Origin of the sequence: Jiangella anatolica, from assembly GCF_003236295.1 — a bacterium.
In the GTDB taxonomy this organism is placed as follows: Bacteria; Actinomycetota; Actinomycetes; order Jiangellales; family Jiangellaceae; genus Jiangella; species Jiangella anatolica.
In genome coordinates this window covers 1-25,481 of the sequence record NZ_POTW01000012.1, presented here as the reverse complement: position 1 = coordinate 25,481, position 25,481 = coordinate 1, and the positions used below count along the sequence as shown (strand labels likewise).

Below are 25,481 nucleotides of genomic sequence, written 5' to 3'. Positions count from 1 at the left end.
ACGCTTCGAACGCACATTGTTGACACCCGATTCGGGTCAAATCAAGAGAGGTCGCGTCACAACTTGGTGACGGAGATCGGTCTCAGTGCTGGCGCACCGGACCGGAGCTTCGCCCTTCCACCAGGCGGCAGGGCAAAAGCACCTGCGTCGGAGCGGGCGGCTCGGCGCCGCGGAATTCCAGCTCGTCGATCAGCATGTGCACGCCCAGGCGGCCGAGCTCGGAGCTCTGCGGCTCGAGGGTCGTGAGCCGGGGCCGCATCATCTCGCTCACCCGGGTGGACGAGCCGATCGACACCAGCGAGAAGTCGTCCGGCACCCGCCAGCCGATCTCGTCCAGGGCGTCCATGACGCCGACGATGGCGTGGTCGTTCATCACGACCAGCGCGGTGAGATTCAGCGCCATCGCTCTGAGCTCGTGGAAGGCGGCACGCCCCGCGGCCACGTTGTCGCCGCACAGCCGCTCGAAGTGCTCGACGCCGGCGTCCATGGCCGCGCGCCGGAAGCCGTCGGCCGCCCGGACGGTCGGGCCGTACCCGACCGTGAACGCCGACGGCGAGTGGTTGAGGAAGCCGATGCTGCGGTGACCCAGGGCCGTCAGGTGCGCCACGGCGTCGCGCGCGCCCTGCTCGAAGTCGATGTCCGCGTAGTTGATCGAACCCGGTTCGCTGGTGCGTCCGATCATGCTGAACGGCAGGCCGGCCTGGCGAAGGAGGTCGACCCGCTCGTCGTCGAGCCGGACCTCCATGACCACGGCGCCGTCGACGAGACCCTGGCCGGTGAGGCGGTCGAGCTGGCGGAGATTGCGCAGCTCGGTCGGCCAGAGCACCAGGTGGTGGTCGCGTTCGAGCGCCGCCTCGGCGGCCCCGGTGACGAACTCCATCTCGGTGACGCCCATGCCGCGCTCGGGGGTCGGGAAGAGCAGCGCGATGATGCGGGTCCGCTTGCTGACCAGGCCACGGGCGATGGCGTTCGGCTCGTAGCCGAGCTCCTCCATCGCCTTCTGGATGCGGCGCCGGGTCGGCGCCGAGATGGCCCGGGTGCCGTTGATCGCGTACGACACGGTGCTCAACGCGACGTTCGCCCGACGTGCCACGTCGATCATCCGTGGCGCCACCGACGGCTCACCTCACTGCCTTTGACGCATGGTTGGCGGAAGCGCTCAAGGCCCGGGCCCGGCACCGGAATGGTGTCGATGACCAGCGGATCTGGCGCCCTCGAATTGCCCCGCAATCATCGCACAGGTTCGAACGGCGGCAGCTGAACGCCGGGGCGGCGGCCGCGTGCTCGGTGGCGCGGGGAACTCGCAACCCGGATGACACGGCCTATTGACATAGCGGACATCTACTGCCAGTTTCGAAGCGCTTCGCCAAAGACCCCGACCACTTCCCCGCTCCCGGACGGCATCGCCGAGCGCTGGCCCGTCCCGACCGAGAGGATGTCGTGCTCATGGCGCCGAATCCACGCCCATCGAGCCAGTCCCAGGCGCCCGGCCGCCGCCGGTGGCCCCACGTCGACGCAGGTCGACGGCTCCTGGCCGTCCTGGTCGTCCCGCTGCTGGCCGCCGCGATCCTCCAGGCGCCGGGGGCCGGCGCCGTCGACGCGGCGCCGGCGGACGGTACGGCCGCGGCCGACCGGAGCGGCGGCTACGAGTACCCGTTCCACGACCCGTCGCTCAGCCCGGACGAACGCGTTCGCGATGTGATTTCGCGGCTCACGCTGGACGAGAAGGTCGCCCTGCTCCACCAGTTCAGCGGCGCGATCATCCGGCTGGGCATCCCGCAGTTCCGGACCGGCACCGAGGGCCTGCACGGGCTCTCCTGGCTCGGCCCGGCGACGGTGTTCCCGCAGAACACCGGCCTGGCGGCGACGTGGAACCGGGAGCTGATGGCCGACGTCGGCGAGGTGATCGGCAGCGAGACCCGCGCCTACAACAGCGTCGACGCCCGGTTCAACGGCGTCGACGTCTGGGGCCCGGTGGTCGACCTGGCGCGCGACCCGCGCAGCGGCCGGGCGTCGGAGAGCATGGGCGAGGACGCCTTCCTGTCCGGCGTGATGGCCGACCACATGGCGCGCGGCATGCAGGGCCAGGAGGACGAGTTCTATTACCAGACCATCCCGACGCTGAAGCACCTCGCGGCGTACGGGCAGGAGGCGGAGCGGACGTCGTACTCGGCCAACGCCTCGCCACGGAACCTGTACGAGTACTACTTCCGCGCCTTCCGCTACGGCATCGAGTCCGGCGCCGTCAATGGCGTCATGACGTCGTACAACCTGGTCAACGGCAAGCCGGTCATGACGATGCCGGAGCTCAGGTCGGTCGTCTACGACGAGTGGGTCCCGGGCGGCTACAGCGGCGGCAGCTTCTTCAACGTCACCGACGCCGCGTCGCCGCACAACCTGAGCGGCTCGAACGCGTATTACCCGAACAGCACGCTGGGCCAGGCGGCCAGCATGGCCGACTCGATCGAGAACGGCGTCGCGGCGATGACGCCGTCCGACACCGACACCCCCACGACGCGCCGCTGGATCTACGAGGCGCTGGCGCGTGGCATGATCACCGAGCAGGACATCGACGAGGTCATCTACGGCGTCCTGCTGGTCCGCCTGCACGCCGGCGACCTCGACGTCGACCCCACGAACCCGTACAAGCGGATGAACAAGCGCAACGCCCTGACCACCGAGGCCAGCGCCGCCGTCGCGGCGCAGGCCGCGCGCGAGCAGGTGGTGCTGCTGAAGAACGACGACGGCATCCTGCCGCTGCCGGCCTCCAGCGACGTGGCCCTGGTCGGCCCGCTGGGCGACGAGAACTCGACGGACTTCTACGCCGGCACCTACCCGTACACGACGCTGATCAAGGACGAGGTCGAGTCGAAGCTCGACGGCGGCGCGCTGTCGTTCAGCCGCGGCGTCGACCTCGTCGCGCTGAAGGTGGCGAACGGGACCGGGGCCCCGGCCGGCCGGTTCGTCGTCACCGGCGCCACGCCCGGTGCGTCGCTGACCGGCACCGGCGCGTCCGCCGACGACGCGAACGCCCAGTTCTACCTGTACGACTACGGCTACAACAACCTGCTGCTGCGCTCGGCCGCGCACGACCGCTACGTCGCCGCCCGCGGCCCGGGCAACACGCTGGTCGCCAGCGCCGACCCGCCCGGCTTCCAGTCGAAGAACCGCGCCACCCAGCAGTGGTTCACCGACCAGAACCTCGGCCTGGTGGGCCAGGCCGACGGGCTGGTGTCGCTCCGGTTCGTCAAGGGGACCGAGATCGCCACCCCGGACCAGGCGCCCAACGTGTTCGTCGACCCGGCGTCGTCGAACGTCCTGCACAACGGCAGCGCGTCGAGCCCGAACCGCCGGTTCGAGCTGGTGACCGTCCGCGACGGCATCGCCGACGCCGTGGCCAAGGCCGAGGACGCCGAGGTCGCCGTCGTCGCCGTCGGGGACCAGCCGCACATGACGTCGCGCGAGACGTTCGACCGGCAGAGCACCCCGCCCGGCATCGGGCTGGCCCCGCGGCAGGAGGAGCTCATCGAGGCGGTCGCCGCGGCGAACCCGAACACGGTGGTCGTGGTGGTCGGCAGCTACCCGTTCGACTTGCGGGCGGTGCAGGCCAACCCGAACGTCAAGGGCATCGTGTACACGACCCACGCCGGCCAGGAGCTCGGCACCGCCGTGGCGGACGTGCTGTTCGGCGACTATGCGCCGGCCGGCCGGCTCACCCAGACCTGGTACGCGGGGCTGGACAGCCTGCCCACCATTTCCGACTACGACATCATCAAGGGCGGGCGCACCTACCAGTACCACGACGGCGAGATCCTCTACCCGTTCGGCTACGGCCTGACCTACACCGACTTCGAGCAGACCGGCCTGTCCGTGTCGCCGTCGACGGTGGACAACGGCTCCGACGCGACGATCACCACCGAGGTGACCGTCCGGAACACCGGCGACGTCGCCAGCGACGAGGTCGTGCAGCTGTACGCCAGGTACGAGGACGGCGGCGACTCGCGGGTGCAGCACCCGATCAAGACCCTGGTCGGCTTCGAACGCGTGCACCTGGAGCCCGGCGAGTCGCGGGCCGTGGCCATCGACGTCGACCTGTCCGAGCTGGCCATCTGGGACGTCGACGCCGGACGCTTCCACGTCGAGCCGGGCACCTACCGGCTGACCACTGGCACGTCGTCGGCCGAGCAGGACGAGCGGGCGACGGGCGAGCTCGAGGTCACGGGTGCGCCGCTGCCGGCCCGCGACCTCGGCAGGGTGACGCCCGCCCACGCCTTCGACGACTACTCCTTCACCGACCGGACGGCGACCGGGCTGCGCGCCGACGTGGTCCCCACGGCGGTCCACGAGGACGACTCGTACGGGATCGAGGTGCGCAAGGCCGGCGCCTGGGTCGAGTACGGCGACGCCAACCTGTCCGACGACCAGGAGGGCATCGTGCTGCGGGCGGCCAACCCGAACCCGCAGCCGGCGCCGGTGGAGGTCTGGACCGGCGGCCCCGGCGCCGACGGCGTCAAGGTCGGGACCGTCTCGGTCCCGCCGACCGGGCACGGCCAGACGTTCGTGAACGTCGGCGCGACCCTGTCCGGGTTGCCCGGCGGCCACGACGACCTGTACCTGGTGTTCCCGACGGCCGGCGTGCGGGTGGCGTGGCTGCGGCTCGGCGACGTCGACCCCGTCGAGAACGGGAAGGTGTCGGTGACGTCGAACCACTTCAACACCACCGTCGGCACGTCGCTGAGCCGCTTCCACGTCGAGGTGCCGGCCGTCGTCCAGCAGCGGCAGGGCAGCCTGCTGCTGGAGGCGGGCATCGACGGCACGGGTGTCGTCGACGGCCCGGTCTCGTGGACGGTGACGGCGCCGGACGGCGGCGCCACACCCCTGGCCACCATCACCCCGTCCGGCCAGCTGACCGCGACCGGCTCCGGCGACGGCACCGTGCGCGCGGTGGCGACCTACGCCACCTCGTCCGGTCCGGTCTCAGGCTCGATCGACGTCGAGCTGCGCAACCAGGGCGTGCCGGCCGGGACCGAGGCGGAGGCCGTCATCATCCGAAGCGGGTGGGACTCGCGCCCGCCGGACATCTCGTGGGGACCGAACCAGTTCACGAGGTTCGGCGCGATCGACCAGTACCAGGGCAGCCTGCTGCTCAGCGCGGTGACCTATCCGTTCGCGAACGCGGCCCGGCCGGTCACGTTCACCGTCACCGACGAGGACGGCAACCCCAGCGAGCTGGCCACCATCGGCGACGCGAGCGCCGGGTTCGTGGAGGGCCAGACCTCCGGGAACAACAACCGGGCCTACAACGCCACGCTGCGCGCCACCGGCGCCGGCGACGGCGAGGTGTACGTCACCGCCACGACGACGAACGGCCTGTCCTACACGTCGCGGATCGTCATCGAGAACCAGGAGAACCGCGACCCGTACGACGGCCGCTACCAGGCCGAGCTGTTCGACGCGTCGGGCAACGTCAGTGGCGCCGCCGCCAACCTCCGGGCGGACAACGTCCACGGCGATGACGTCGGGCTCCAGCTCAACCGCATCCGCAACGGCGACTACGCCGTGTACCGCAACGTCGACTTCGGCGATCCCGAGCTGCTCGACCTCACGCTGCGGTACGTGAAGGTCTCGTCGGCGCCGGCGACCATCAAGGTCATGGCCGACGACCCGGTCGACGGCGTCGAGCTGGGCGAGGTCACGCTGACCGGGGAGCACGACCTGACCTCCGCCGAGGACTACGCGAACCCCGTCTACGCGTGGGCGGAGACGACCCTCGACCTCGAGCCGCTCTCTGGCGTGCACGACGTGTACCTGGTGTTCGACGTGGCGCCGGAGGTGCCGGACACCGACATCTCCAGCACGTACGGCCAGGTGGCCGGATGGCTCGACCTCGGCATCAACTGGTTCACGTTCCGCGGCGTCCAGTGCGACCGGACCATCTCCGGATCGCACACCCGGCCCCTCGAGGTCGACTCGGGCGTGACCTGCCTGACCGACGGCGCCCGGGTGATCGGCCCGGTGACGGTGGCGGCCGGCGCCGGCCTGCTCGCCTCCAGGTCGACGATCTCCGGGCCGGTCACGGCGACCGACGCCGACGTCGTCGACGTGCGCGACAGCCGGCTCACCGGCGGCGTGACGGTCGAGGGCACGACCGGCAGCGTGACGATCTCCGGCAACCGGATCACGGGATCGGTGAACCTCCACGACAACACGACCCTGCCCAGGCCGATCGTGGTGTCCGGCAACAGCATCAGCGGACCGGTGGCCTGCACGGGCAACGAGCCCGCACCGGTCGACGGTGACGTGCCGAACCAGGTGGTCGGCCGCGTCACCGGCCAATGCGCTGACCTCTGATCCGGTCGAGCCGGCGGAGGCGGGACTGCCGGGTCCCGCCTCCGCCGGCGCGTCCACCCCGTTTCGGCTCCGGAGGGACCGCGGCGCCCGCCGGCGGACTCCGATGCCGAAACGAGCGATGTGGATCACGGGGGAACATCGACCGAGCGCGACGCCAACCTCCTGGCCGCCGCGCAGATCTCCTCGATCGACAGCGTCTCACGCTACGGGGACGGGATCGGCGTCGGCGCCGCGGAGGACGACAAGGCGCTCTACGTCTACGGGAACAAGCCCGGCGCCCGCCAGCAGAGCGGCTTCGGGATCTGACGCTCGCTCGACGGCGGGCGCACGTTCCGGGCGGGCACGAGTGCTCGTCCAGGACTCCGCCGGCGCCCCGGTCGGCGAGACGGGCCAGACGACCTCACCGCCCAGGAGATCCGGCAGCAGCACCGCCGGTTCCTCGCCGACTGAGCGACGCGACTCCGGCACGGCCCCGCGAGTACCGGGGGGTGTGCCGGCAACCTTCCGCGGCGGATCGGTGTCGAGAAGAGTGCGGCCGACACGATCCCCGACGGAGGAGCGGCACCGATGCGAGACCGAACGGCACCCAGATCCTCGACCCGCCGGGCGCTCTCGCGACGCCTGGCCGCCGGCCTGCTCGTCGCAGGGCTGACAACCTCGCCGCTCGGTCTCGCCGCCGAGCCCGTGACGACAGCGGCGGCCGCGAGTGCCGGAGCAGCGATCGGCGACGTCGTCACGCTGATCACGGGCGATCGCGTGCAGCTGCCGCCCGCCGGGCAGGCGCTGGCGCCGCGGATCCAGCCGCGTCGTGCCTGGCCGCCGGTCTCCTTCACCAGCTACGTCGAGGACGGCGACTGGCACGTCGTCCCCAGCGACGCCGCCGCCCTGCTCGCGTCGGGCGCCGTCGACGAGCGGCTGTTCAACGTGTCCGAGTTGGCGGAGCAGGGCGACGGTGACGCCGTCAGCGGCACGCCGGGCCGGACGCTCGGCGCCCACCAGGAGCCTGAGCTGTACGACCTCACCGTCTCCATGCGCGACCGCGCCGGCCGGCCCGCCGCGGAGCCGGCGAGCGCCACCGTCGTCGACCTCGTGTCCGGCCGGGTCGACTTCATCGGCCCAGGGAACCCCACACTCCGCCTGCCGCCGTCGCGGTACAGCGTGACCGCCACCGTGCCGGAGCCGAGCAGCCCCACGGCGGAGTGGGCGAGCTCCCTGGTCGCCCTGCCGGAACTGCGGCTCGACCGGGATCGCGAGGTCGTGCTCGACGCCCGCGAGACCAGCCGGGTGCTGACCACCGTCGACGACCGGCGGGCGACGGACGGCTCGATCATCGCCGCCACCGTGGTCGACATCGAGCAGGACGACTGGCCGGTCACCACCTGGGTCGGAGCGGAACCGCGGTTCAGCGCGCTGTACGCCGGTTCGGTCGCCGGGGTGGAGTCGGCCGCGTTCGGCTTCTACGTCCGGTCGACGCTCGAACAACCCCTCCTCGAGCTGACGGCGCTCGATCCGGGCCTCCAGGTCCCGGCCGTCTGGGAGAGCGAGCCGCTCCGGTTGGACGGCGAGCACGAACTGCCCGTGGTCTACGCCGGAGCGGGACGGCCCGACGACCTGGCCGACGTGGAGGTGGCCGGCGCGCTGGTGGTGCTCCGGCTGCCCGGCGAGGTCCCCTGGGACGACGTCCACGAGCGGATCAGAGGCATCGCGGACGCCGGCGGCCGGGCGGTCCTGCTGACGGCGCCCCCGACTGGGCCGGCCCGCTCGGCTGCCGCAGCCGACTCTGTCCTCGACGACAACCCCTTCGCGCTGCCGACGATGTCCGGCTTCGGCAGTCCGGCTCAGCGCTTCGCCGACCGCGCCCAGGCCGGTCCGCTCACCGCGTCGCTGACCAGCCGGCCAGCCAGCGACGTCCGGTTCGACCTCGCCTATCCCGCCGAGCGGTCCATCCCGGCGGACCTGCAGGTCGCCGAGCGACGCCGGGACCTCGCGGCCATGCGCGCGTCGTACCACGGCGGCGCCAACACGGGCCGCCACTACGTCGACGCCAGGTTCGACGCCGGCGGCTACGACATGGAGCTGGGCTGGGACTCCCCCGTCATGTCGCCCAGCGAGCGGCTCGAGTACTTCAGCCCCGGCTCGTGGACGCTGTATGCGCGCGACTGGCTGTGGTGGGGCGCGGAGCAGCGCATCGAGCTGCGCCGGCGGCAGGCGGAGCAGCCAATCGCCTGGAACCGCCCGGTCGCCGGACCCGGCTTCGGCGGCAGCCGGATCGACGGCACCGACCGGCCACCGGTCTCCTGGGCCGACGGCCTCCTCGAGGTCGAGATACCGCTCTACTCCGACGGCGACGGACGGGCCCGGTTGCAGGCCCCAGGGTCGATCGAAGGGATCGACGACGGCACCACACGCCTGTACCGCGACGGCCTGCTGATCGGCGCGTCGGACCTCCCCGGCCTCGGCGGCTTCGACGTCCCGGAGCGTTCCGGGGTGTACCGGCTCACCGTCGAGAACCGGCGGCCCCCGGACCTCACGCCGTGGTGGCCGACGTCGACGAGGATCAGTGCGGACTGGACGTTCCGGCTGGACGAGTCGCCGGCGGCACCACCGCTGCTCGCCGTCCGCTACTCCCCGCGGGTCGGCCTCGGCAACGTCGCGCCCGGCGGCCGCCGCGGCGTCAGCATCCCGCTCGTCGTCGAGCGGCAGCGCGGCGCACCGGCGCACCGCCTCACCCACGTCGCGGTCGACGTCTCCTACGACGACGGCGCGAGCTGGCGGCCCGCGCGGGTCAGCGGCGCCGGCGACCGGAGGACGCTTCGGCTCGACCATCCCGGCCACGGCTTCGTCTCACTCCGGGCCCGCATCCGCGATGCCGCCGGGAACACCGTCGAGCAGACGATCATCCGAGCCTACGAGGTGGGCTGAGTCGTTCGGTGGGGTGTGATCGGCACACGCCGAGCACACCACCCGTCACGTAACGAATGGGTTACGGACGGTTGACATCACCGGACGCACGCGAGAAGGTCCAGCCACAGGTGCGGGAGCGCTCCCGCACCTCCTTTCAGCATCGTTGCGGGAGCGCTCCCGCACCCGCCCGCAGGCCACGTTCATTGCGAAGGAGCACGATCGTGAACCGGACATCGAGAACGTTCGCCACCGTGGCCGGTATCGCCGGCCTCGCCCTCGTCCTCGCCGCCTGTGGCGACGACGCCGACTCCAGCAGCTCCGCGGACGGCGATCCGTCCGGCTCCGCCGAGCCCGAGGAGGTGACGCTCAGCGTCGCGACCTTCGGCACCTTCGGCTACGAGGAGGCCGGCCTCTTCGAGGAGTACGAGCAGCTCAACCCGCACGTCACGATCGAGGCGATCCCGCCCCTCGACGGCGGCCCGTACCACGAGGACCTGTTCACCAAGCTGGCCGCCGGGGGCGGCCTGGCCGATGTCGTCGCCTTCGAGGAGGGGCACATCGGCCGCGTGCTCCAGCAGGCGGACAAGTTCGTCGATCTCGGCGCCGACGGGCCGGACACCGACGGGCGCTGGCTGGACTGGAAGACGTCGCGGGCCACCACGCCCGACGGCAGGCTGATCGGCTACGGCACCGACATCGGACCGCTGGCGATCTGCTACAACAAGGAGCTCTTCGCCGCGGCCGGCCTGCCCACCGAGCCCGAGGAGGTCGCCGGGCTGTTCACCACCTGGGAGGACTACTTCTCCGCCGGTCGGGACTACGTCGCCGCCACCGGGAAGCCGTGGTTCGACTCGTCCACGCAGATGTTCAACGCCATGGTGAACCAGCTCCCGGAGGGGTTCACCAACGAGGACAACGAGATCATCGTCGACTCCAACCCCGCCATCCGTGAGGTCTGGGACCAGGTCACGACGGCCATCGAGGAGGGCCAGTCCGCCAAGCTCGCGGCGTGGAGCCCGGAGTGGAACCAGGGCTTCGCCAACGGCGGCTTCGCCACGCAGGCCTGCCCGTCGTGGATGCTCGGTGTCATCGAGGGAGCCGCGGGCCCGGACAACGCGGGCACGTGGGCCGTGGCCGACGTCTTCCCCGACGGCGGCGGCAACTGGGGCGGCGCGTGGCTCGGCGTCCCGCTCGAGTCCGACGCCCGCGAGGAGGCCGTCGCGCTGGCCGCCTGGCTGACCGCCCCGGAACAGCAGATCAAGGCCTTCAACTCCGCGGGCACGTTCCCCAGCCAGGTGGACGCGCTGAACAGCCCCGACCTGCTCGAGAGCACCAACGAGTACTTCGGCCAGGAGGTCGGATCGCTGTTCGCCGCCCGCGCGGAGGCCAACGGCGAGGCGCAGCACAAGGGGCCGTTCGACGGCGCGATCCAGGAGAACGCCTCCAGCCCGGCGCTCCAGGCGGTCGAGGGCGGCACCAGCGCCGAGGACGGCTGGCAGCAGTTCCTGGACGAGACCGCGCGCATCGTCGAGTGACCGATTCGACCTGGATCAGCGCGAGGAACGGAGGAGACGGTGGCGACGCTCACGACCCAGCGTGGACCGGACCGGTCCAGCACGCCGACGCCGGCGCGGACCACCGTCCGCCAGCGCCTGAGCCGCCTCGACGTGGCCGTCTCCCCTTACCTGTACATCACCCCGTTCTTCCTCGTGTTCCTGCTGGTCGGGCTCGTCCCGCTCGCGTACACCGTGTGGGTGTCGTTGCACCGGTGGACGCTGGGCGGGCCCGACCCGGAGTTCCTCGGGCTCGACAACTACGTCCGGTTGCTGGGCGACGAGGTGTTCTGGAACGCCGTCGGCAACACGGTGGCGATCTTCGTCATCTCCTCCAGCACACAGATCGCCGCGGCCTTGTGGATCGCGGTGCTCCTGGACAGCCGGATCCGGGCACGGACGACGTTCCGCATGGGAGTGCTGCTCCCGTACGTGACGAGCCTGGTGGCGGTCGGTGTCATCTTCAGCAACCTGTTCAGTGACGAGAACGGCCTGGTCAACGCGGTGATCGAGGGACTGGGCCTGGATCCGGTCAGCTGGCACCGGGACCAGCTGCCGGGCTGGATCGCCGTCGCGACCATGGTCAACTGGCGGTGGACCGGCTACAACGCGTTGATCTTCCTGGCCGCGATGCAGGCGATCCCGCGCGACCTGTACGAGTCGGCCACGATCGACGGCGCGGGCGCGTGGAACAGGTTCCGGCACGTGACGCTGCCGATGGTGCGCGGCACGGTGATCTTCGTCGTGATCACCTCGTCCATCGGCGCGATGCAGCTGTTCACCGAGCCGATGCTGTTCACCCCGGGCCCGGGTGGGAACAACGGCGGACCGAGCCGGCAGTACCAGACCGTGGTGATGCTCATGTTCCAGGAGTCCTTCAGCAACATGAAGCTCGGCTACGGCGCGACCATCGCCGTCGCGCTGCTCGTCATCATCCTGGTGATCGCTCTGATGAACTTCCTGCTCAGCCGATTGATCGCGTCGGACTCGGTGGCGCCGTCCCGCCGCCGGCTGCGGCGCCGGGCCGAGGGCGGTGCGACCCGATGACGGCGACGATCCCCGCGAGCACACTGCCCGAGCCGGCCGCCGTCGCCGGCGGCCGCCCTCGATTCGCCGGCGGAAAGGGATCGCGGCGGGCGAGCCGCTGGACGTACCTCGGCCTGATCATGATCCTGCTCGCCTCGATGTTCCCGCTGTACTGGCAGTTCCTCATCGGCAGCCACACGGTCGACAAGTTCTACCAGCAGGTCCCGCCGCTGATCCCGGGCGGCTTCTTCTGGCAGAACGCGGTCCGCGTGGTCGACACCGTCGAGTTCTGGCGGGCGCTGGCGAACAGCTTCCTCATCTCCGGCGTGATCACGGTGTCGGTCGTGACCTTCTCGACGCTGGCCGGGTTCGCGTTCGCCAAGCTGCGGTTCCGCGGCCGCAACGGCCTCATGGCGTTCGTGGTCGCGACGATGGCGATCCCGACCCAGCTCGGCATCATCCCGCTGTTCATGGTGATGCGCGAGGTGGGCCTCGTCGGCTCGGTCTGGGCGGTGATCCTGCCCGGGCTGGTCACGGCGTTCGGCGTGTTCTGGATGCGGCAGTACCTCGCGTCCGCCCTGCCGGACGAGCTCATCGAGGCGGCGCGGATGGACGGCTGCTCGATGATCCGGGTGTTCTGGCACACGGCGGTGCCGGCGGCGCGGCCCGCCGCGGCGATGCTGGCGCTGTTCACGTTCATCATGGCCTGGAACGACTTCATGTGGCCGTTGATCGTGCTCAGCCCCGCCAACCCCACGGTCCAGACCGTGCTCAACCAGCTCCAGGCCGGCTACGCGAAGGACTGGCCGCTGGTCATGGCCGGCACGACGATGGCCACGATCCCGCTGATCGTGCTGTTCGTCGTCTTCGGCCGGCAGATCGTCTCAGGCATCATGTCCGGCGCGGTGAAGGGATGACACACATGGCTCCATCGTCGGCACAGCGGTTCCCGGACGGGTTCGTCTGGGGTGCCGCCACGGCGGCCTACCAGATCGAGGGTGCGGTCGATGCCGACGGCCGCACCCCGTCGATCTGGGACGCGTTCTGCGCCATCCCGGGCGCCGTGGCCGGGGGCGACACCGGGGAACGAGCCGTCGAGCACTACCACCGGATGCCCGACGACGTCGACCTGATCGCCTTGCTGGGGTTGCCCGCGTACCGGTTCTCGGTGTCGTGGACCCGCGTCATGGGTGACGGCGACGCGGTCAACGCACGCGGCCTCGACTTCTACGACCGGCTGGTGGACGCGTTGACGGCGCGCGGGATCGAGCCCTGGCTGACCCTGTACCACTGGGACCTGCCGCAGGCGCTGGAGGCGAAGGGCGGGTGGGCCGAGCGGGACACCGCCCACCGGCTGGCCGACCTGACCGAGGTCGTCGCGACGCGCCTCGGCGACCGGGTGCGCCACTGGGTCACGCTCAACGAGCCGTTCTGCTCGTCGTTCATCGGATACGCCGGCGGCGAGCACGCTCCCGGACGGCGCGAGCCGAAGGCCGCCGTCGCCGCCGCCCACCACCTGCTGCTCGCGCACGGGTTGTCGACACGGACGCTGCGATCCGTCGCCCCCGGGTCGCGGGTGGGCATCGCGCTCAATCCGACGACGATCCTTCCCCGCGATCCGGGGAACGACGACGACCGGGCCGCGGCCGTCCTCGTCGACGGCCTGCGCAACCGGATGTTCCTCGACCCGCTGCTGCGCGGGGCCTACCCGGCCGACATGCTCACGCACCTGGAGCCGTTCGGCCTGGCCGACGTGGTGGACGACGGCGACCTCGACGTGATCGCGGCGCCACTGGACCTGCTCGGCATCAACTACTACGACGAGTCCGTCGTGTCGGGCCGAGGCGACGGACCCGCCGGGAGCACGGAGGGCGACGACGGCGGGCCCGGCCGGCATGTGGTGGGCTCGCCGTGGGTCGGCGCCGAGGACGTCCGGTTCCACTCGCGCGGACTGCCGGCCACCACTCAGGGCTGGGAGATCCGGCCGGATGGACTACGCGACCTGCTCGTCCGCCTCCATGCCGACTACCCGGGCCTGCCGCCGGTGTACGTCACCGAGAACGGCGCCGCCTTCGACGACGTCGTCACCGTGGACGGCATCCACGACACCGACCGACTCGACTACGTCCGCGGCCACCTCCGGGCTCTCGCCGCGGCAATCGACGCCGGTGTCGACGTCCGGGGCTACTTCGCCTGGTCACTGCTCGACAACTTCGAATGGGCCTGGGGGTATGCCAAGCGCTTCGGCATCGTGCACGTCGACTTCGACACCCAGGAACGCACGATCAAGGACAGCGGGCACTGGTACGCGACCGTGGCGGCATCGAACGCGATCCCTGCCGACGGTGGATGATGTCGGGGTGGAGAGTACTCGTCCGGACCCGCCGACGCTCCAGACGGTGGCCGCGGCGGCCGGGGTATCGCGGTCGACCGCCTCGCGCGCCATCAACGGCGAGCCGCGGGTCAGTCCCGAGACGGTGGAGGCGGTGCAGCGCGCCGTCCGCGAGCTCGGCTACTCGCCGAACCCGGCCGCGCGCACGCTCGTGACCCGGCGGACCGGCTCGGTCGCGCTCGTGGTGCCCGAGACCGGTGACGTCCTGTTCTCCGACCCGTACTTCGCGACGGTGCTCAGTGGGATCACGGCCGGCCTGGCGCCCAGCGGGAACCAGTTGATCCTGCTCATCGGCCAGCATCCCGGCGACGGCAACCAGATGATCTCCTACCTGCGCGGCGGCCACGTCGACGGCGCGATGATCATCAGCCATCACCGCGCCGACCTCGACGCCGACGCGCTCGGCAAGATCCCCGTCCCCGTCGTGCTCGGCGGCCGGCCGGTCGGCGCCACACTCCCCGGCATGCCTTACGTCGACGCGGACAACGCCGGCGGCGGCCGGCTGGCGGCGCATCACCTCGCGGGCACCGGCCGGACCCGACTCGGCACGATCACCGGACCGCTCGACATGCCGGCCGGCATCGACCGGCTCGACGGCTGGCGAGCCGGTATGCGCGAGCACAACCTGGCCGACGACGCGACGGCCGGCGGCGACTTCACCGCGGCGAGCGGCGCGACCGCGATGGCGCGGCTGCTCGACGAGCACCCCGATCTCCAGGGGGTATTTGTGGCCTCCGACCTGATGGCCACCGGCGCCCTGCAGGAGCTCAGCGGCCGCGGCATCCGGGTCCCGGACGACATCGCGGTCGTGGGCTTCGACGATCTCATGTTCGCCTCGACCGCGACGCCGCCGCTGACCACGATCCGCCAGCCCACCCGTGAGGCGGGCCGCCTGATCGCGGAGACGCTGCTGGCGATGCTCGACGGCCGGACGCCGGAGCCGGCGCAGATCCTGCCCACGGAACTGGTCCGCCGCGCATCCGCCTGACGCGCGCGTCTGGCGGTCAGCGGGCCGCGCGGCGGTCCCGGCTGGGGCGACCATCGCGTGAGCGGATCAGCGCGACTCCGCTTGCGACGACCTCGAGGGCCAGCGACGGCGGCAGATCGGCGGCGACGTCGCCCGCCGTCACGGCCTCCCACCGTCCCTCGAAGCTCTCGGACCGGACCAGGGTGCTCCCGCGCCACACCTCGTAGCGGCTCGAGTGCCGGCCGGGCCGGCCGGTCCGGAGGTGGTGGGCGCGGTACTCGTAGTCGCCGATCGTCCGCGTCTCGACGAGGAGCGTGTCGCCGTCGCGGCCGGCCGGAGCCTCGGGCCGCTCCTGCGTGGTGACGAGACCGACGCCGCCGGGCCGCAGGTGCGAGCCGAGCCACGCGAACAGCCCGCGCCGCGTCTCCCGGTCGAGGTGACCCAGCATGTGCGCGCACACGAACGCGTCGATGCCCGCGGGGACCTCCCCCAGATCGTCGGGGACCGACCCGGCCACGACGGTGACCCGGTCCGCGAGCTGCGGGTGGTCGGCGACCCTCGCGGTGAGGATGGACCGCATCACCAGCGCGGGCTCGACGGCGAAGATCCGGGCACGGGTCTCGGCCGCGATCGTCCGAGTGCCGATGCCCGATCCGGCGCCGATCTCGACGACGACAGAGGTCTCGCCCAGGTGCGCCAGGGCGGACCGCACCCGCGGGCGCAACCGCTCCCAGGCCTCGGTCATGAACAGATCGTGGAACTCCGCCAGCCGCTCGTAGTTCTCCCACGTCATCGACGGCTACCAGCTGGACTTGGTCACGCCGGGCAGCTCACCGCGGTGCGGCTGGGCTCCGGTCACCTGGCAACGGGCGGACATGAGGGATCCCTTTCGTGTGGTCAGGCCGCGCTGTGGACGTCGCCGAGCCAGGCCTCGAAGCCGTCGCCGGCGGCCTCCCAGTATTGGCCGCGCCGCCTCAGCTCGGTGTCGGTGAGCAGGCACTGCTCGAAGGCCGCGGCGATCTCGTCGCGGCCGTCGTCCAGGCCCGTGACGACGATCCGGATGAACGGCCGGCGCCGTCCCCAGTCTTCGACGGCGCCGATGCTGAGCTGGCCGCCGGCGCCGTCCCACGCGCACGCCACCCCCGGCCGGGTCGGCAGCCAGAAGCAGCCGCGCGACCGGCGCGGACCGCCGCCGATCACCGCGATGCGCTCACGCAGCCGGTCCGGGTGGAACGGCCGGTCCGACCGCAGGTCCAGCCGCCACACGTCGTCGCCGGCAACCGGCGGAAGCGGCCCCGAGCGCACCCGCGCCGTCCACGCCTCAGCGGCCGCGTGGTCGTGGATGCCGTCGAGCAAGCGGTCGGGCGCCAACCCCGCGCCGTCGACCAGCACGGCCGCACCCGGCCGGGCCAGCGCCCGCACGAGCGCCGGGCCGGTCGCGCCGGTCGCCTCGTCGGCGCCGACGACCGTGACGGCGTCGGCGTACTCCACCTGCGCCGCACCGGCCTCGGCCACGCCGCGTCCGTCGTCCCCGGTCCGGACGCCACGCTCCCGGAGCAGTTCGTCACCGAGCAGGTCGTCGACGAGCCGCGGGCCGTGGAGCGCGCACAGCACGCCCGCGACCCGCACGTGGCGAAGCCGCTCGCCGTGCGTGACGACCCGGCACACCTGCCTCGCGTCGCCGCCCGCCGGCAGCTGCGCGACGATCGCGTCCCAGCGCCCCGCCGCGGCCAGCCGGTCCAACGCCGGCACCACGTCCTCGCGCACCGCGCAGCTCACGCAGGCGTGCTCGAGATCCACCTCGACCCGTTCCAGCACGCCGGTGACGTCGCTCACCGTTCGCAGCAGCCTGTTGGTCCCGGGGTCGATCCGGTGGTGCATCACCACGGCGTTGGGCAGATCCCACTGCAGCGCGATGGTGGCCGACGCCATCGCATCGGCGTCCACGCCGGTGAGCAGGACGACAGGTACGGTACGCATGCCGGCAGCTTAGCAGTAATGAGAAGCATTCTCAGTCAGTCGTGAACGGGTTGCCGCCGGGCGGGCCGAAGAGGAGGACGAGCTCGGCCGGGGCGCCGGAGTCGTTGCGGACGCCGTGCGCGACGCCGTGGGGGACGTAGACGGCGTCGCCGGAGCGGAGGACGGCCTGCTCGCCGTCGACCGTCATGACGACCTCGCCGGCCACCACGAGGTACAGCTCGTCCTCGCTCAGCTCCGAGCAACTGGCCGGGTCGCCGGTCAGATGCAGGTGCGAGCCCTCCTCGGCGCCGGGCTCGAGGTGGTACAGCATGACCGATGTCGGCAGCTCGGTCCGCTCCCGGAAGTACCACTCGACGCCGACCGGCGCCCGGCCCCGGTAGAGAGACCAGTCGTGGTGATCGTCGCCGCGACGCTGGAGCAGCATCGGAAACCTCCCGGTCAGGCGTCCTCGAACTCCATCCGGCGGCCGAGCACCGGCACCGCCCTCAGCAGCTCCCGCGTGTACCCGTCGGCCGGGTCGCGCAGCAGCGCCTCGGTCTCGCCGGCCTCGACGATCCGCCCGTGCCGCATGACACAGATCTCGTCGCTGATGTAGCGCACCACGGCGAGGTTGTGCGAGATGAACAGGATCGACAGGCCGAGATCGCGCTGCAGCTCGCGCAGCAGGTTGAGCACCGCGCCCTGCACCGACACGTCCAGCGCCGACGTCACCTCGTCGGCGATGAGCACGGACGGCTCGCCGGCCAGCGCGCGGGCGATCGTGATGCGCTGGCGCTGACCGCCCGAGAACGCCGCCGGCAGCTCGTCGGCGCGGGCCGGGTCGATGTGCACCTGGCCCAGCAGCTCCCGGACACGGGCCGCCTTCGCCTCGCGCGACCAGCGCCGCCCGGTCGCCCGGGTGGCCTCGGCGATCGAGGCGCCGACGGGCATCAGCGGGTCGAGCGCGGAGAACGGGTCCTGGAAGATCAGCTGCGTGCGCCGCCGGGCCTGGGTGACGGCGGCGCCGCGGCCGACGACGCTCGCGCCGCCGACGCGGATATCACCGGACGCGGGGCGCACGAGGCCGACGACCGCGTTGGCGATCGAGCTCTTGCCCGAGCCGGACTCCCCGACCAGCCCCACGGTCCGGCCCTGCGGGACGGCCAGCGACACGCCGTCGACGGCCAGCTCGCGTCGGTACCGCACCGTGACGTCGTCGATCTCGAGGGCGTTCATGCCGTGCTCCCGTCCCCGGCGATCACCGGCAGCGGCCGGCTGCGGTCCGAGCTCATGTCGGGCAGGCAGGCCACCAGCGCCCGGGTGTACGGATGCTGGGCGTCCTGCCGGATGCGCCCGGCGTCGAGCTCCTCGACCACCAGCCCGTCCTTCATGACGACGACGCGGTCGCAGAACGCCGACACCAGCGCGATGTCGTGCGAGATGAACACGATCGCCGCGCCGGAGTCGCGCTGCGCCCGTCGCAGCACCGCCATGACCTGCCGCTGGACGGTGACGTCCAGCGCGGTGGTCGGCTCGTCGGCGATCAGCAGCCGGGGCGAGGCGGTCAGGGCCATCCCGATCATCGCGCGCTGGCGCATGCCGCCGGAGAACTCGTGCGGGTAACGGCGCAGCCGGCGCTCCGGCTCGGGGATGCTGACGACGCGCAGCGCCTCCGTGGCGCGTTCGCGGGCCTGCGCCCGCGACATCCCCAGGTGCACCTCCGGCACCTCGGTGAGCTGCCGGCCGATCGTGAGCGCGGGGTTCAGCGAGGTCAGCGGGTCCTGGAAGATCATCCCGAGCCCGGCGCCGACCCGGGCGGCGTCAGCGCGGGACAGGGGGCGGGAGAGGTCGATGCCGTCGAACGTGCGCGCGGCGGCCGTGACGACGGCCGGCGGCGCCAGCAGCCCGGCCAGCGCCATCGCCGTCAGCGACTTCCCCGAGCCCGACTCGCCCACGATGCCGACGGTCTCGCCCGGCGCGACGGTCAGGTCGACGCCCCGGACCCGCTCGACCAGGCCGCCGTCGCCGTCGGGGAAGGCGACGCGCAGGCCGCGCACCTCGGCGACCGGCCGCGCCCGCTCCGGAGCAGAGGGCTCGACGTCGCCGGACGGGATGCCCGCGGCGGCCTTCGCCAGCCGGCCGATGGTGCGCAGCCCGTGGCCGCGCCGGCTCGCCAGCGCCTCGCTGGCCAGCGTGAACACCAGACCGGCCAGCACGATGGCGAGACCCGGGCCGATCGCCGCCATCGGGTTGAGGTAGATGCGGGCGATGCCCTCGCGCAGCAGCCGGCCCCAGTCGTAGTCCGGCGCCTGGACACCCAGGCCGAGGAACGACAGCCCGGCGAACGACAGCAGCGTGACGCTGGCCGTCGCCGCGGTGTTGACCAGCAGCGGTCCGCGGATGTTGGGCAGGACGTGCCGGCCGAGCACACCCAGCGGACCGACGCCGGCCACGCGCGCGGCCCGGACGAAGTCGCGGCCGGACAGCGACGAGGACATGGTGTAGACCAGGCGGGCGATCGACGGGACGCCGGCGAAGCCGATCGCCAGCATCGCGCCGACCGCGCTCGCGCCCCAGATCGCCGAGAAGAACAGCACCAGCAGCAGCCACGGGAACGCGAGCAGGATGTCCATGAAGCCGGTGACCAGCCGGCGCGCCACCCGCGGCAGCACCGACGCGACCAGGCCCAGCACGACGCCGCCGGCCATCGTGATCGCGGTCGCGCCGAGGGTCAGGACGAGCGACAGCCGCGCCGCGACCATCACCCGGGCGAACAGGTCGCGGCCGAGCTCGTCGGTGCCGAACGGGTGCGCGGCCGACGGTCCCAGCATCCGGTCGGCCACCGTCGTCGTGTCGGCCGTCGACCCCCACACCGCCGGTCCGAGCAGGGCCACCGCGGCGAGCGCGACGGCTCCGACGAGTGCGACGACGGCCGTGGGCGTGCGCAGCCGGGAACGCTTCGATGCGGCCATGGTCACCCTTCCGCGATCGAGGAACGGGGATCGACGGTGATGAGGATGAGGTCGACGACGAGGTTCACGCCGAGCACCGTGAGGGCGTAGACGAGCACCACGCCCTGGATCATCGGGTAGTCCTTGCCGCTGACCGCGGCGACGGTCACCTCACCGAGTCCCGGGATCGCGAACACCATCTCGACCAGCACGGTCGCGGCCGTGAGCCCGCTGAGGATGAGGCCGCCGACGGTCAGCGAGGCGGTGACGATGTTCGGCAACGCGTGCCGCCGGTACACCAGCCGGGCCGGCAGCCGCTTGCTGCGCGCCGTCGTCATGTAGGTGGAGTCGAGGACGGTGAACATCTCGACCTGCACGATCCGGGCCAGGTACGCCATCGGCCCGAGCGCCAGCGTCACGACCGGCAGGACCAGGTGCTGCGGCTGCCCCCAGCCCGCGACCGGCAGCAGCCCCAGCGAGACGCTGAACACCGCGATCAGCCCGACGGCGAGCAGGAAGCTCGGGATGGCGATCAGCACGCCGAGCACGCTCGACACGACGCCGTCGACGACACCGTGCCGGCCGGACCGGGCCGAGATCGCCGCGGCCACGCCGATCGGCAGCGCGCCGATGACGGTGACGACGAACGCCAGCACCGCGAGCGTCAGCGTGCTGGGGAACCGCTGCGCGATCGTCTCGCCGACCGGGCGCTGGGTGCGGATCGAGACGCCGAAGTCGCCGCGCAGCAGCCCGGCGACGTAGTCGGTGAACTGCTGCAGGACGGGCTGGTCGAGCCCCAGCTCGGCGCGCGTCGCGGCGACCAGCTCCGGCGTCGCGCTCGGCCCCAGCGCCGCGCGCACCGGGTCGCCCGGCACGAGGTGGACGATGAGGAACGTCGCGACCACCACGACCGCGAGCGACACGGCCAGCCGTCCGAGCCGGCGCAGCAGGAACGCCAGCCGGGGCGACAGCGCCGGCCCCGCGGCGCGGCCGCGCGGCCGCGCCGGCGACGGGGTGCCGTCACCGGTCGCGGACCGCGCGAGTGGGGAGACCGCCACGCCGTCAGCCCAGCATCCGGATGGTGGTCGGCATGATGAAGTTCGGCATCTCGAACGTGGCGCCGTTCATGTAGGTCGGCAGGATGTTGTCCGCGACCGGGAACACGTCGAACCGCTCGATCAGCTCCGCCTCGGCCTGCTGCCACAGATCGCAGGTCTCCTCCGGACCGGCCTGCTTGGCCTGCGCGACGAGCGCCTCGTACTCGGGGTTCTCGACGAACATGAAGTTCAGGCCGCCCTCCTCCGGCGTGGCGCCGGCGAAGAACGTCGACAGCACCACCGGCCCGCCGGGCGCCACCTGCACCCAGCCGGTGTCCCAGTCGAAGGTCTGGTACAGCTGCTCCGACCACGCGGCGGCGTCGTTGGCGGACAGCTCGGTGGTGACGCCCAGCTGGTCCCAGGCCTGCTTCACCAGCTCGGCGGCCGGCGCGTGGGTCGGCGTCGCCGCGTCGTAGATGAACTTGACCGTCAGCGGCTGGCCGTCCTTGTAGCGCAGGCCGTCCTCCGCGAGCGCCCAGCCGGCCTCGTCGAGCAGCTCGCCGGCCCGTTCCAGGCTGGTCTCGGGCAGCGTCCAGGCCGCCTCGTCGGGCACGCAGAGCAGCGGGTTGCGCACGACCAGCGACACCGACGGGATCGCCTCGCCGTCGGCGATGACGGTGCCGACCTCGTCGCGGTCGATCGCGGTGGCCAGCGCCTCGCGGACCAGCGGATCGGCGACGGCGCGGTCGCTGCGCTCGTTGAACAGGATCTCGCCGACCGGGTTGCGGACGCCGGCGGACTCCAGCCCGGCGGCCTCGACGCGGACGCGCTCGGCGCCGATGATGCTGGACGCGTGGATCTCGCCGGAGAGCAGCAGGTTCGCCGCGGTCGACTCGTCGGCGATCACCCGCAGCTCGACGGCGTCGGGCTGGCCCTCGGTGTCGCTGGTGACGCCGTCCGGCCCCCACGTGTAGTCGTCGCGCTTGGTGAACCGGTACGACGCGCCGGGCTCCACCTCGGTCAGCGGGAACAGGCCGGTGCCGTCCGTCGTCCCGGACAGCGCCGACGGGTCGGCCAGCCCGGTGTCGCACACCATGAGGATCGTGCCGACGTTGGCGACGAGGAACGGGTCGTTGACGGCGCTGGTGACGGTCAGCGTGTTGCCGTCGGCGGTCGCCGTGACCGCCTCGGTGACCTGCGAGCCGTAGTAGAACGTCGCGTTGGCCGGGTCGGTGTTGTAGGCGATGTTCGCCGCCGCCGTCTCGGCCGTGAACGGGGTGCCGTCGGCGCAGGTGATGCCGTCCTTCAGGGTGAAGACGACCTCGGTGCCGGTCTCCGTCCACTCCTCGGCGAGCCACGGCTCCAGCTCGCCGTCGGGGTTGACGTACACCAGCGCCTCGTAGGACATCCCGATGACCTCCCAGGTGTCGAACGTGACGGCCTGCATCGGGTTCAGGTCGCCCGGGTCGCCGGCGATCGACTTGACGAACGTGCCGCCGGAGACCACGTCGGTGCTGGCCTGGTCGCCGTCGTCGCCGGCGCCGGAGCACGCGGTCAGGGCGACGGCCAGGGTGATCGCGAGGGTGACCGTGGCCACCGGTGCGGTGCTGAGTCTCATCTCTCTCCTCAGGTGGGTGAGCCGGCCGTGGCCCGCAGCTCCGCCAGCGGCCCCGCGGCCTTCACGGAGACCCGCACGGTCGGCCGGGTGGTGTAGGAGATCGGGGTCTCGACGACGTCGACGACGACGACCCGCAGCGGGTCGGCGCCGGCCTGGATGGCCCGTTCGATCGCCGCCTTGGACGCCGCGTCGAGGGCGGCGTCGCGATCGTCGACGTCGCTCAGCTGGTCGGCGCGGCCGCCGGCCAGCGAGATGGCCGCGCCCACGGCGTTGGCGACGTCGCCGTGGTCCGGTCGCACGATCGCGCCCGCGCCGGGCAGTTCGTCCGGCACCAGGAAGCCGCCGCCGCCGACGACGACCAGCGGCAGGTCGGCGCGGCCGAGCGAGAGCCGTTCGACCGCGACCTCGAGGCGTTCGCGGGCGTGCGCCAGCGCCCGGCGCAGCGCGGTCTTCTCCGCGCCGGGCAGGCCGGGCAGCGCCCGGCCGTCGATCGACGCGCCCTCCAGCGCGGCGGCGTCGGTCAGCGTCGGCGTGGCGCCGCCGAACAGCAGCGCCTCCCGCTCGATGGTGTAGCCCACCGAGCCGGGGCCGACCGCGCCGGTGGCGAGGTCGACGACGGTGCCGCCGCCGATGCCCAGGCTCAGGATGTCGGGCATGCGGAAGTTCGTGCGGACGCCGCCGATCTCGCGCGGCAGCGTCGACTCGCGCGGGAACCCGTTCATGAGCACGCCGAGGTCGGACGTGGTGCCGCCGACGTCGACGACGATCGCCTCGTCCGCGCCGGACAGGAAGGCGGCGCCGCGGATGGAGTTCGCCGGGCCTGACCCGATCGTCAGCACCGGGTACTGCACGGCGTAGTCCAGCGACATCAGCGTGCCGTCGTTCTGCGCGAAGTACGTCACCGCGTCCAGGCCCTGCTCGTCGACGACGGTGCGCAGCGCCTGCGTCACCCCGCGCGCGATGCCGTGCAGCGCCGCGTTCAGCACGGTGGCGTTCTCGCGCTCGAGCAGCCCGGACGGGCCGATGTCCTGGCTGAGGAACACCCGGACGTCGGGCCCGAGCCGGTCGCGCAGCAGGGCGGCGACCTCCTGCTCCTGTTCCGGATACGACGGGGCGAAGATCCCGGTGACGGCGACGGCGTCGAACCCGTCGAGGCCCCCGAGGCCGTCGAGGAAGCGGAGGATCCCGTCGCGGTCGAGTGGCGCGATCGGCGCCCCGTCGACCAGATGACCGCCGCTCACCATGGCGGTGCCGGCGATCCCGGCCGCGATGAGGTCCTCCGGCCAGCCCGTGACCGGCGGGTACTCCGTCGCGGCCGGCGCGCCGAGGCGGATGGCGGCGACGCGTTCCAGGCCACGCCGGCTGACGATCGCGTTGGTCGCGTGCGTCGTGCCGAGCATGACCCGCGACACCCGGGCGCGGTCGTCGCCGAGCCCGTCGAGCACGTGCGCGATCGCGTGCCGGATGCCGCCGGTGACGTCGGGGGTGGTCGGCTGCTTCGTGCTGGCCAGCACCGTGCCGGCGCCGTCGAGGACGACTGCGTCGGTGTTCGTGCCGCCGACGTCGACCCCGACCGACAGGTCCCGGGCCGCCGTCACCGCGCACCGCCCTCGAACGGCACGTACGGCAGGTCGTAGCCGAACGCGCGCGGGCCGGCCAGCTCCAGGCCGCGCGGTGTGCGCCAGAGCGGGTCGCAGGCCCAGGCGAGCACCGCCACCCGCTGGCCGAACGCGAGCAGCTCGGTCGAGATCGCGTGGCCGGTCTCGGCGTCGACGATCGAGATGAGGTCGGGCACGGTGGCCAGCACCTCGCCGTCCTCGAGCACGACGAGGTTCTCGTTCTGCAGCTCGATGCGCTGCAGCCGGCCGCGGTCGGTCCCGGTGCCGGCGATCGTGACCGAGCCGCGGACGAAGCCGCCCTCGGTGCGGCGGGCGACGTCGACGACCTTGCCGGTGACGAGCACCGTGGCGGCCAGCTCGGCGGCGACGGCGGCGACCGGCTCGGTCGCGGCGAGCAGTGCCCGGCCGACGGCCACGGCACGGCTCACGGTGCCCGCGATGACCGCGCCCGGCGCCGTCTGGGCGGTGAGCAGGTAGTGCGCGCCGAGGCAGACGCCGCCGCTGGAGACGGTGATGGCCCGTGCGTGCCGTTCGAGCCAGCGCAGGTCGACGGTCCGGAGCACGACGATGTTGCCGATGACGTCGCCCATCACCGTGAAGTCGCAGGGCACGCCGGCGACGTTCGGCGCGATCATCGTCGCCTCGGGGAACGCCCGGCCCATGCCGTCGGCGTCGAGCACCTTGAGCCCGAGGCGCGCGGCCCAGCCGATCGGGCTGACGCCGTTGCTGCCGCCGATCTCGGCCGGCATCAGCGCGGTGATCCGGCGGCCCGCGACGATCTCGGCCTCGCGCATGATCGCCTCGACCTGGGTCGCCGACGACAGCATCTCGATGCCGACGGTGGGCGCCCCGATGCCGGACATCATGATGACCGCGTCGTCGGCGGTGAGGTCGTCCAGTGACAGCAGCGGGACCGGGCCGTGCCGGCGCAGCGCGTCCTCGGCGGCGAGCTGGGCGGTCTGCACCGCGCCGCCACCGCCGGTGCCGAAGATGGCGGCGCCGGCGGCGAGCGCGGAGACGTCGGCTGCGGAGACCGCCGCGAGCGCCTGATGCGGCGGCGCGACGGACGTGGGGGTGACCATGTGCCGACGCTAGGGGTCGGGT

At 72.4% G+C, this 25,481-nt stretch carries 18 protein-coding genes; 8 read left to right on the top strand and 10 right to left on the bottom strand.

Translation table 11 applies throughout. The features are described from left to right. Window positions 1-82: 82 nt before the first annotated feature. A complete protein-coding gene (locus tag C1I92_RS07045) occupies window positions 83-1,093 on the bottom strand; it encodes a LacI family DNA-binding transcriptional regulator (protein WP_158564029.1) in 1,011 nt (336 codons plus the stop codon). 353 nt (window positions 1,094-1,446) lie between these two features. Here C1I92_RS07045 and C1I92_RS07040 point away from each other — a divergent pair, with 353 nt between their 5' ends. The 8 genes from C1I92_RS07040 (at window position 1,447) to C1I92_RS07005 (ending at window position 15,214) form a co-directional block, all read left to right on the top strand. Next, window positions 1,447-6,351: a glycoside hydrolase family 3 protein gene (locus C1I92_RS07040; RefSeq protein ID WP_111253952.1), complete on the top strand. Its 4,905-nt coding sequence runs from the start codon at window positions 1,447-1,449 to the stop codon at window positions 6,349-6,351. A gap of 120 nt (window positions 6,352-6,471) precedes the next feature. Next, window positions 6,472-6,657: a hypothetical protein gene (locus tag C1I92_RS07035; RefSeq protein WP_111253951.1), complete on the top strand. Its 186-nt coding sequence runs from the start codon at window positions 6,472-6,474 to the stop codon at window positions 6,655-6,657. Between the two features lie 261 nt (window positions 6,658-6,918). Next, window positions 6,919-9,273: a hypothetical protein gene (locus tag C1I92_RS07030; RefSeq protein WP_146605047.1), complete on the top strand. Its 2,355-nt coding sequence runs from the start codon at window positions 6,919-6,921 to the stop codon at window positions 9,271-9,273. A 203-nt stretch (window positions 9,274-9,476) separates the two neighbouring features. After that, a complete protein-coding gene (locus C1I92_RS07025; protein WP_199521022.1) occupies window positions 9,477-10,790 on the top strand; it encodes an ABC transporter substrate-binding protein in 1,314 nt (437 codons plus the stop codon). A gap of 39 nt (window positions 10,791-10,829) precedes the next feature. Next, complete coding sequence (locus C1I92_RS07020) at window positions 10,830-11,855, top strand: carbohydrate ABC transporter permease (protein ID WP_111253948.1); 1,026 nt, start codon at window positions 10,830-10,832, stop codon at window positions 11,853-11,855. Further along, window positions 11,852-12,751 carry a carbohydrate ABC transporter permease gene (locus C1I92_RS07015; protein WP_111253947.1) on the top strand — a complete coding sequence of 300 codons (900 nt, stop codon included), beginning with the start codon at window positions 11,852-11,854 and terminating at the stop codon, window positions 12,749-12,751. Before C1I92_RS07020 ends, C1I92_RS07015 begins: the two co-directional genes overlap by 4 nt. Then, a complete protein-coding gene (locus tag C1I92_RS07010) occupies window positions 12,748-14,187 on the top strand; it encodes a GH1 family beta-glucosidase (RefSeq protein ID WP_111253946.1) in 1,440 nt (479 codons plus the stop codon). Before C1I92_RS07015 ends, C1I92_RS07010 begins: the two co-directional genes overlap by 4 nt. Before the next feature lie 7 nt (window positions 14,188-14,194). After that, window positions 14,195-15,214 carry a LacI family DNA-binding transcriptional regulator gene (locus C1I92_RS07005; protein ID WP_199521020.1) on the top strand — a complete coding sequence of 340 codons (1,020 nt, stop codon included), beginning with the start codon at window positions 14,195-14,197 and terminating at the stop codon, window positions 15,212-15,214. A 16-nt stretch (window positions 15,215-15,230) separates the two neighbouring features. Here the strand turns inward: C1I92_RS07005 and C1I92_RS07000 are convergent, their stop codons facing one another. From C1I92_RS07000 to C1I92_RS06960, 9 genes are all read right to left on the bottom strand, one after another. Continuing rightward, window positions 15,231-15,986, bottom strand: coding sequence for a class I SAM-dependent methyltransferase (locus tag C1I92_RS07000; protein WP_111253944.1), 756 nt, complete (start codon window positions 15,984-15,986; stop codon window positions 15,231-15,233). 104 nt (window positions 15,987-16,090) lie between these two features. Next, window positions 16,091-17,173, bottom strand: a complete 1,083-nt coding sequence (locus tag C1I92_RS06995) for a CobW family GTP-binding protein (RefSeq protein WP_111253943.1) — start codon at window positions 17,171-17,173, stop codon at window positions 16,091-16,093. Between the two features lie 31 nt (window positions 17,174-17,204). Continuing rightward, window positions 17,205-17,597, bottom strand: coding sequence for a cupin domain-containing protein (locus tag C1I92_RS06990; protein WP_111253942.1), 393 nt, complete (start codon window positions 17,595-17,597; stop codon window positions 17,205-17,207). A 14-nt stretch (window positions 17,598-17,611) separates the two neighbouring features. Next, complete coding sequence (locus C1I92_RS06985) at window positions 17,612-18,388, bottom strand: ABC transporter ATP-binding protein (protein WP_111253941.1); 777 nt, start codon at window positions 18,386-18,388, stop codon at window positions 17,612-17,614. Beyond that, the gene (locus tag C1I92_RS06980; RefSeq protein WP_111253940.1) at window positions 18,385-20,124 is read right to left on the bottom strand and encodes a dipeptide/oligopeptide/nickel ABC transporter permease/ATP-binding protein; all 1,740 of its coding nucleotides are present in this window, start codon (window positions 20,122-20,124) and stop codon (window positions 18,385-18,387) included. The genes C1I92_RS06985 and C1I92_RS06980 overlap by 4 nt, the downstream gene beginning before the upstream one ends. Before the next feature lie 2 nt (window positions 20,125-20,126). Next, window positions 20,127-21,161, bottom strand: coding sequence for an ABC transporter permease (locus tag C1I92_RS06975; protein WP_199521019.1), 1,035 nt, complete (start codon window positions 21,159-21,161; stop codon window positions 20,127-20,129). A gap of 4 nt (window positions 21,162-21,165) precedes the next feature. Beyond that, window positions 21,166-22,758 (bottom strand): ABC transporter substrate-binding protein, encoded by a 1,593-nt coding sequence (locus C1I92_RS06970; RefSeq protein ID WP_111253939.1) that lies wholly within the window; start codon window positions 22,756-22,758, stop codon window positions 21,166-21,168. Between the two features lie 8 nt (window positions 22,759-22,766). Next, complete coding sequence (locus C1I92_RS06965) at window positions 22,767-24,356, bottom strand: hydantoinase/oxoprolinase N-terminal domain-containing protein (protein WP_111253938.1); 1,590 nt, start codon at window positions 24,354-24,356, stop codon at window positions 22,767-22,769. Then, the gene (locus tag C1I92_RS06960) at window positions 24,353-25,459 is read right to left on the bottom strand and encodes an S-methyl thiohydantoin desulfurase family protein (RefSeq protein WP_111253937.1); all 1,107 of its coding nucleotides are present in this window, start codon (window positions 25,457-25,459) and stop codon (window positions 24,353-24,355) included. Before C1I92_RS06960 ends, C1I92_RS06965 begins: the two co-directional genes overlap by 4 nt. Between the last annotated feature and the right edge of the window lie 22 nt (window positions 25,460-25,481).

Bases quoted from the DNA above. Each gene is read 5' to 3' on its own strand.
- C1I92_RS06960 (WP_111253937.1), bottom strand. From the start codon at position 25,459: ATGGTCACCCCCACGTCCGTCGCGCCGCCGCATCAGGCGCTCGCGGCG.
- C1I92_RS07030 (WP_146605047.1), top strand. From the start codon at position 6,919: ATGCGAGACCGAACGGCACCCAGATCCTCGACCCGCCGGGCGCTCTCG.
- C1I92_RS07015 (WP_111253947.1), top strand. From the start codon at position 11,852: ATGACGGCGACGATCCCCGCGAGCACACTGCCCGAGCCGGCCGCCGTC.
- C1I92_RS07000 (WP_111253944.1), bottom strand. From the start codon at position 15,986: ATGACGTGGGAGAACTACGAGCGGCTGGCGGAGTTCCACGATCTGTTC.
- C1I92_RS06995 (WP_111253943.1), bottom strand. From the start codon at position 17,173: ATGCGTACCGTACCTGTCGTCCTGCTCACCGGCGTGGACGCCGATGCG.
- C1I92_RS06980 (WP_111253940.1), bottom strand. From the start codon at position 20,124: ATGGCCGCATCGAAGCGTTCCCGGCTGCGCACGCCCACGGCCGTCGTC.
- C1I92_RS07010 (WP_111253946.1), top strand. From the start codon at position 12,748: ATGACACACATGGCTCCATCGTCGGCACAGCGGTTCCCGGACGGGTTC.
- C1I92_RS06985 (WP_111253941.1), bottom strand. From the start codon at position 18,388: ATGAACGCCCTCGAGATCGACGACGTCACGGTGCGGTACCGACGCGAG.
- C1I92_RS06990 (WP_111253942.1), bottom strand. From the start codon at position 17,597: ATGCTGCTCCAGCGTCGCGGCGACGATCACCACGACTGGTCTCTCTAC.
- C1I92_RS06970 (WP_111253939.1), bottom strand. From the start codon at position 22,758: ATGAGACTCAGCACCGCACCGGTGGCCACGGTCACCCTCGCGATCACC.
- C1I92_RS07040 (WP_111253952.1), top strand. From the start codon at position 1,447: ATGGCGCCGAATCCACGCCCATCGAGCCAGTCCCAGGCGCCCGGCCGC.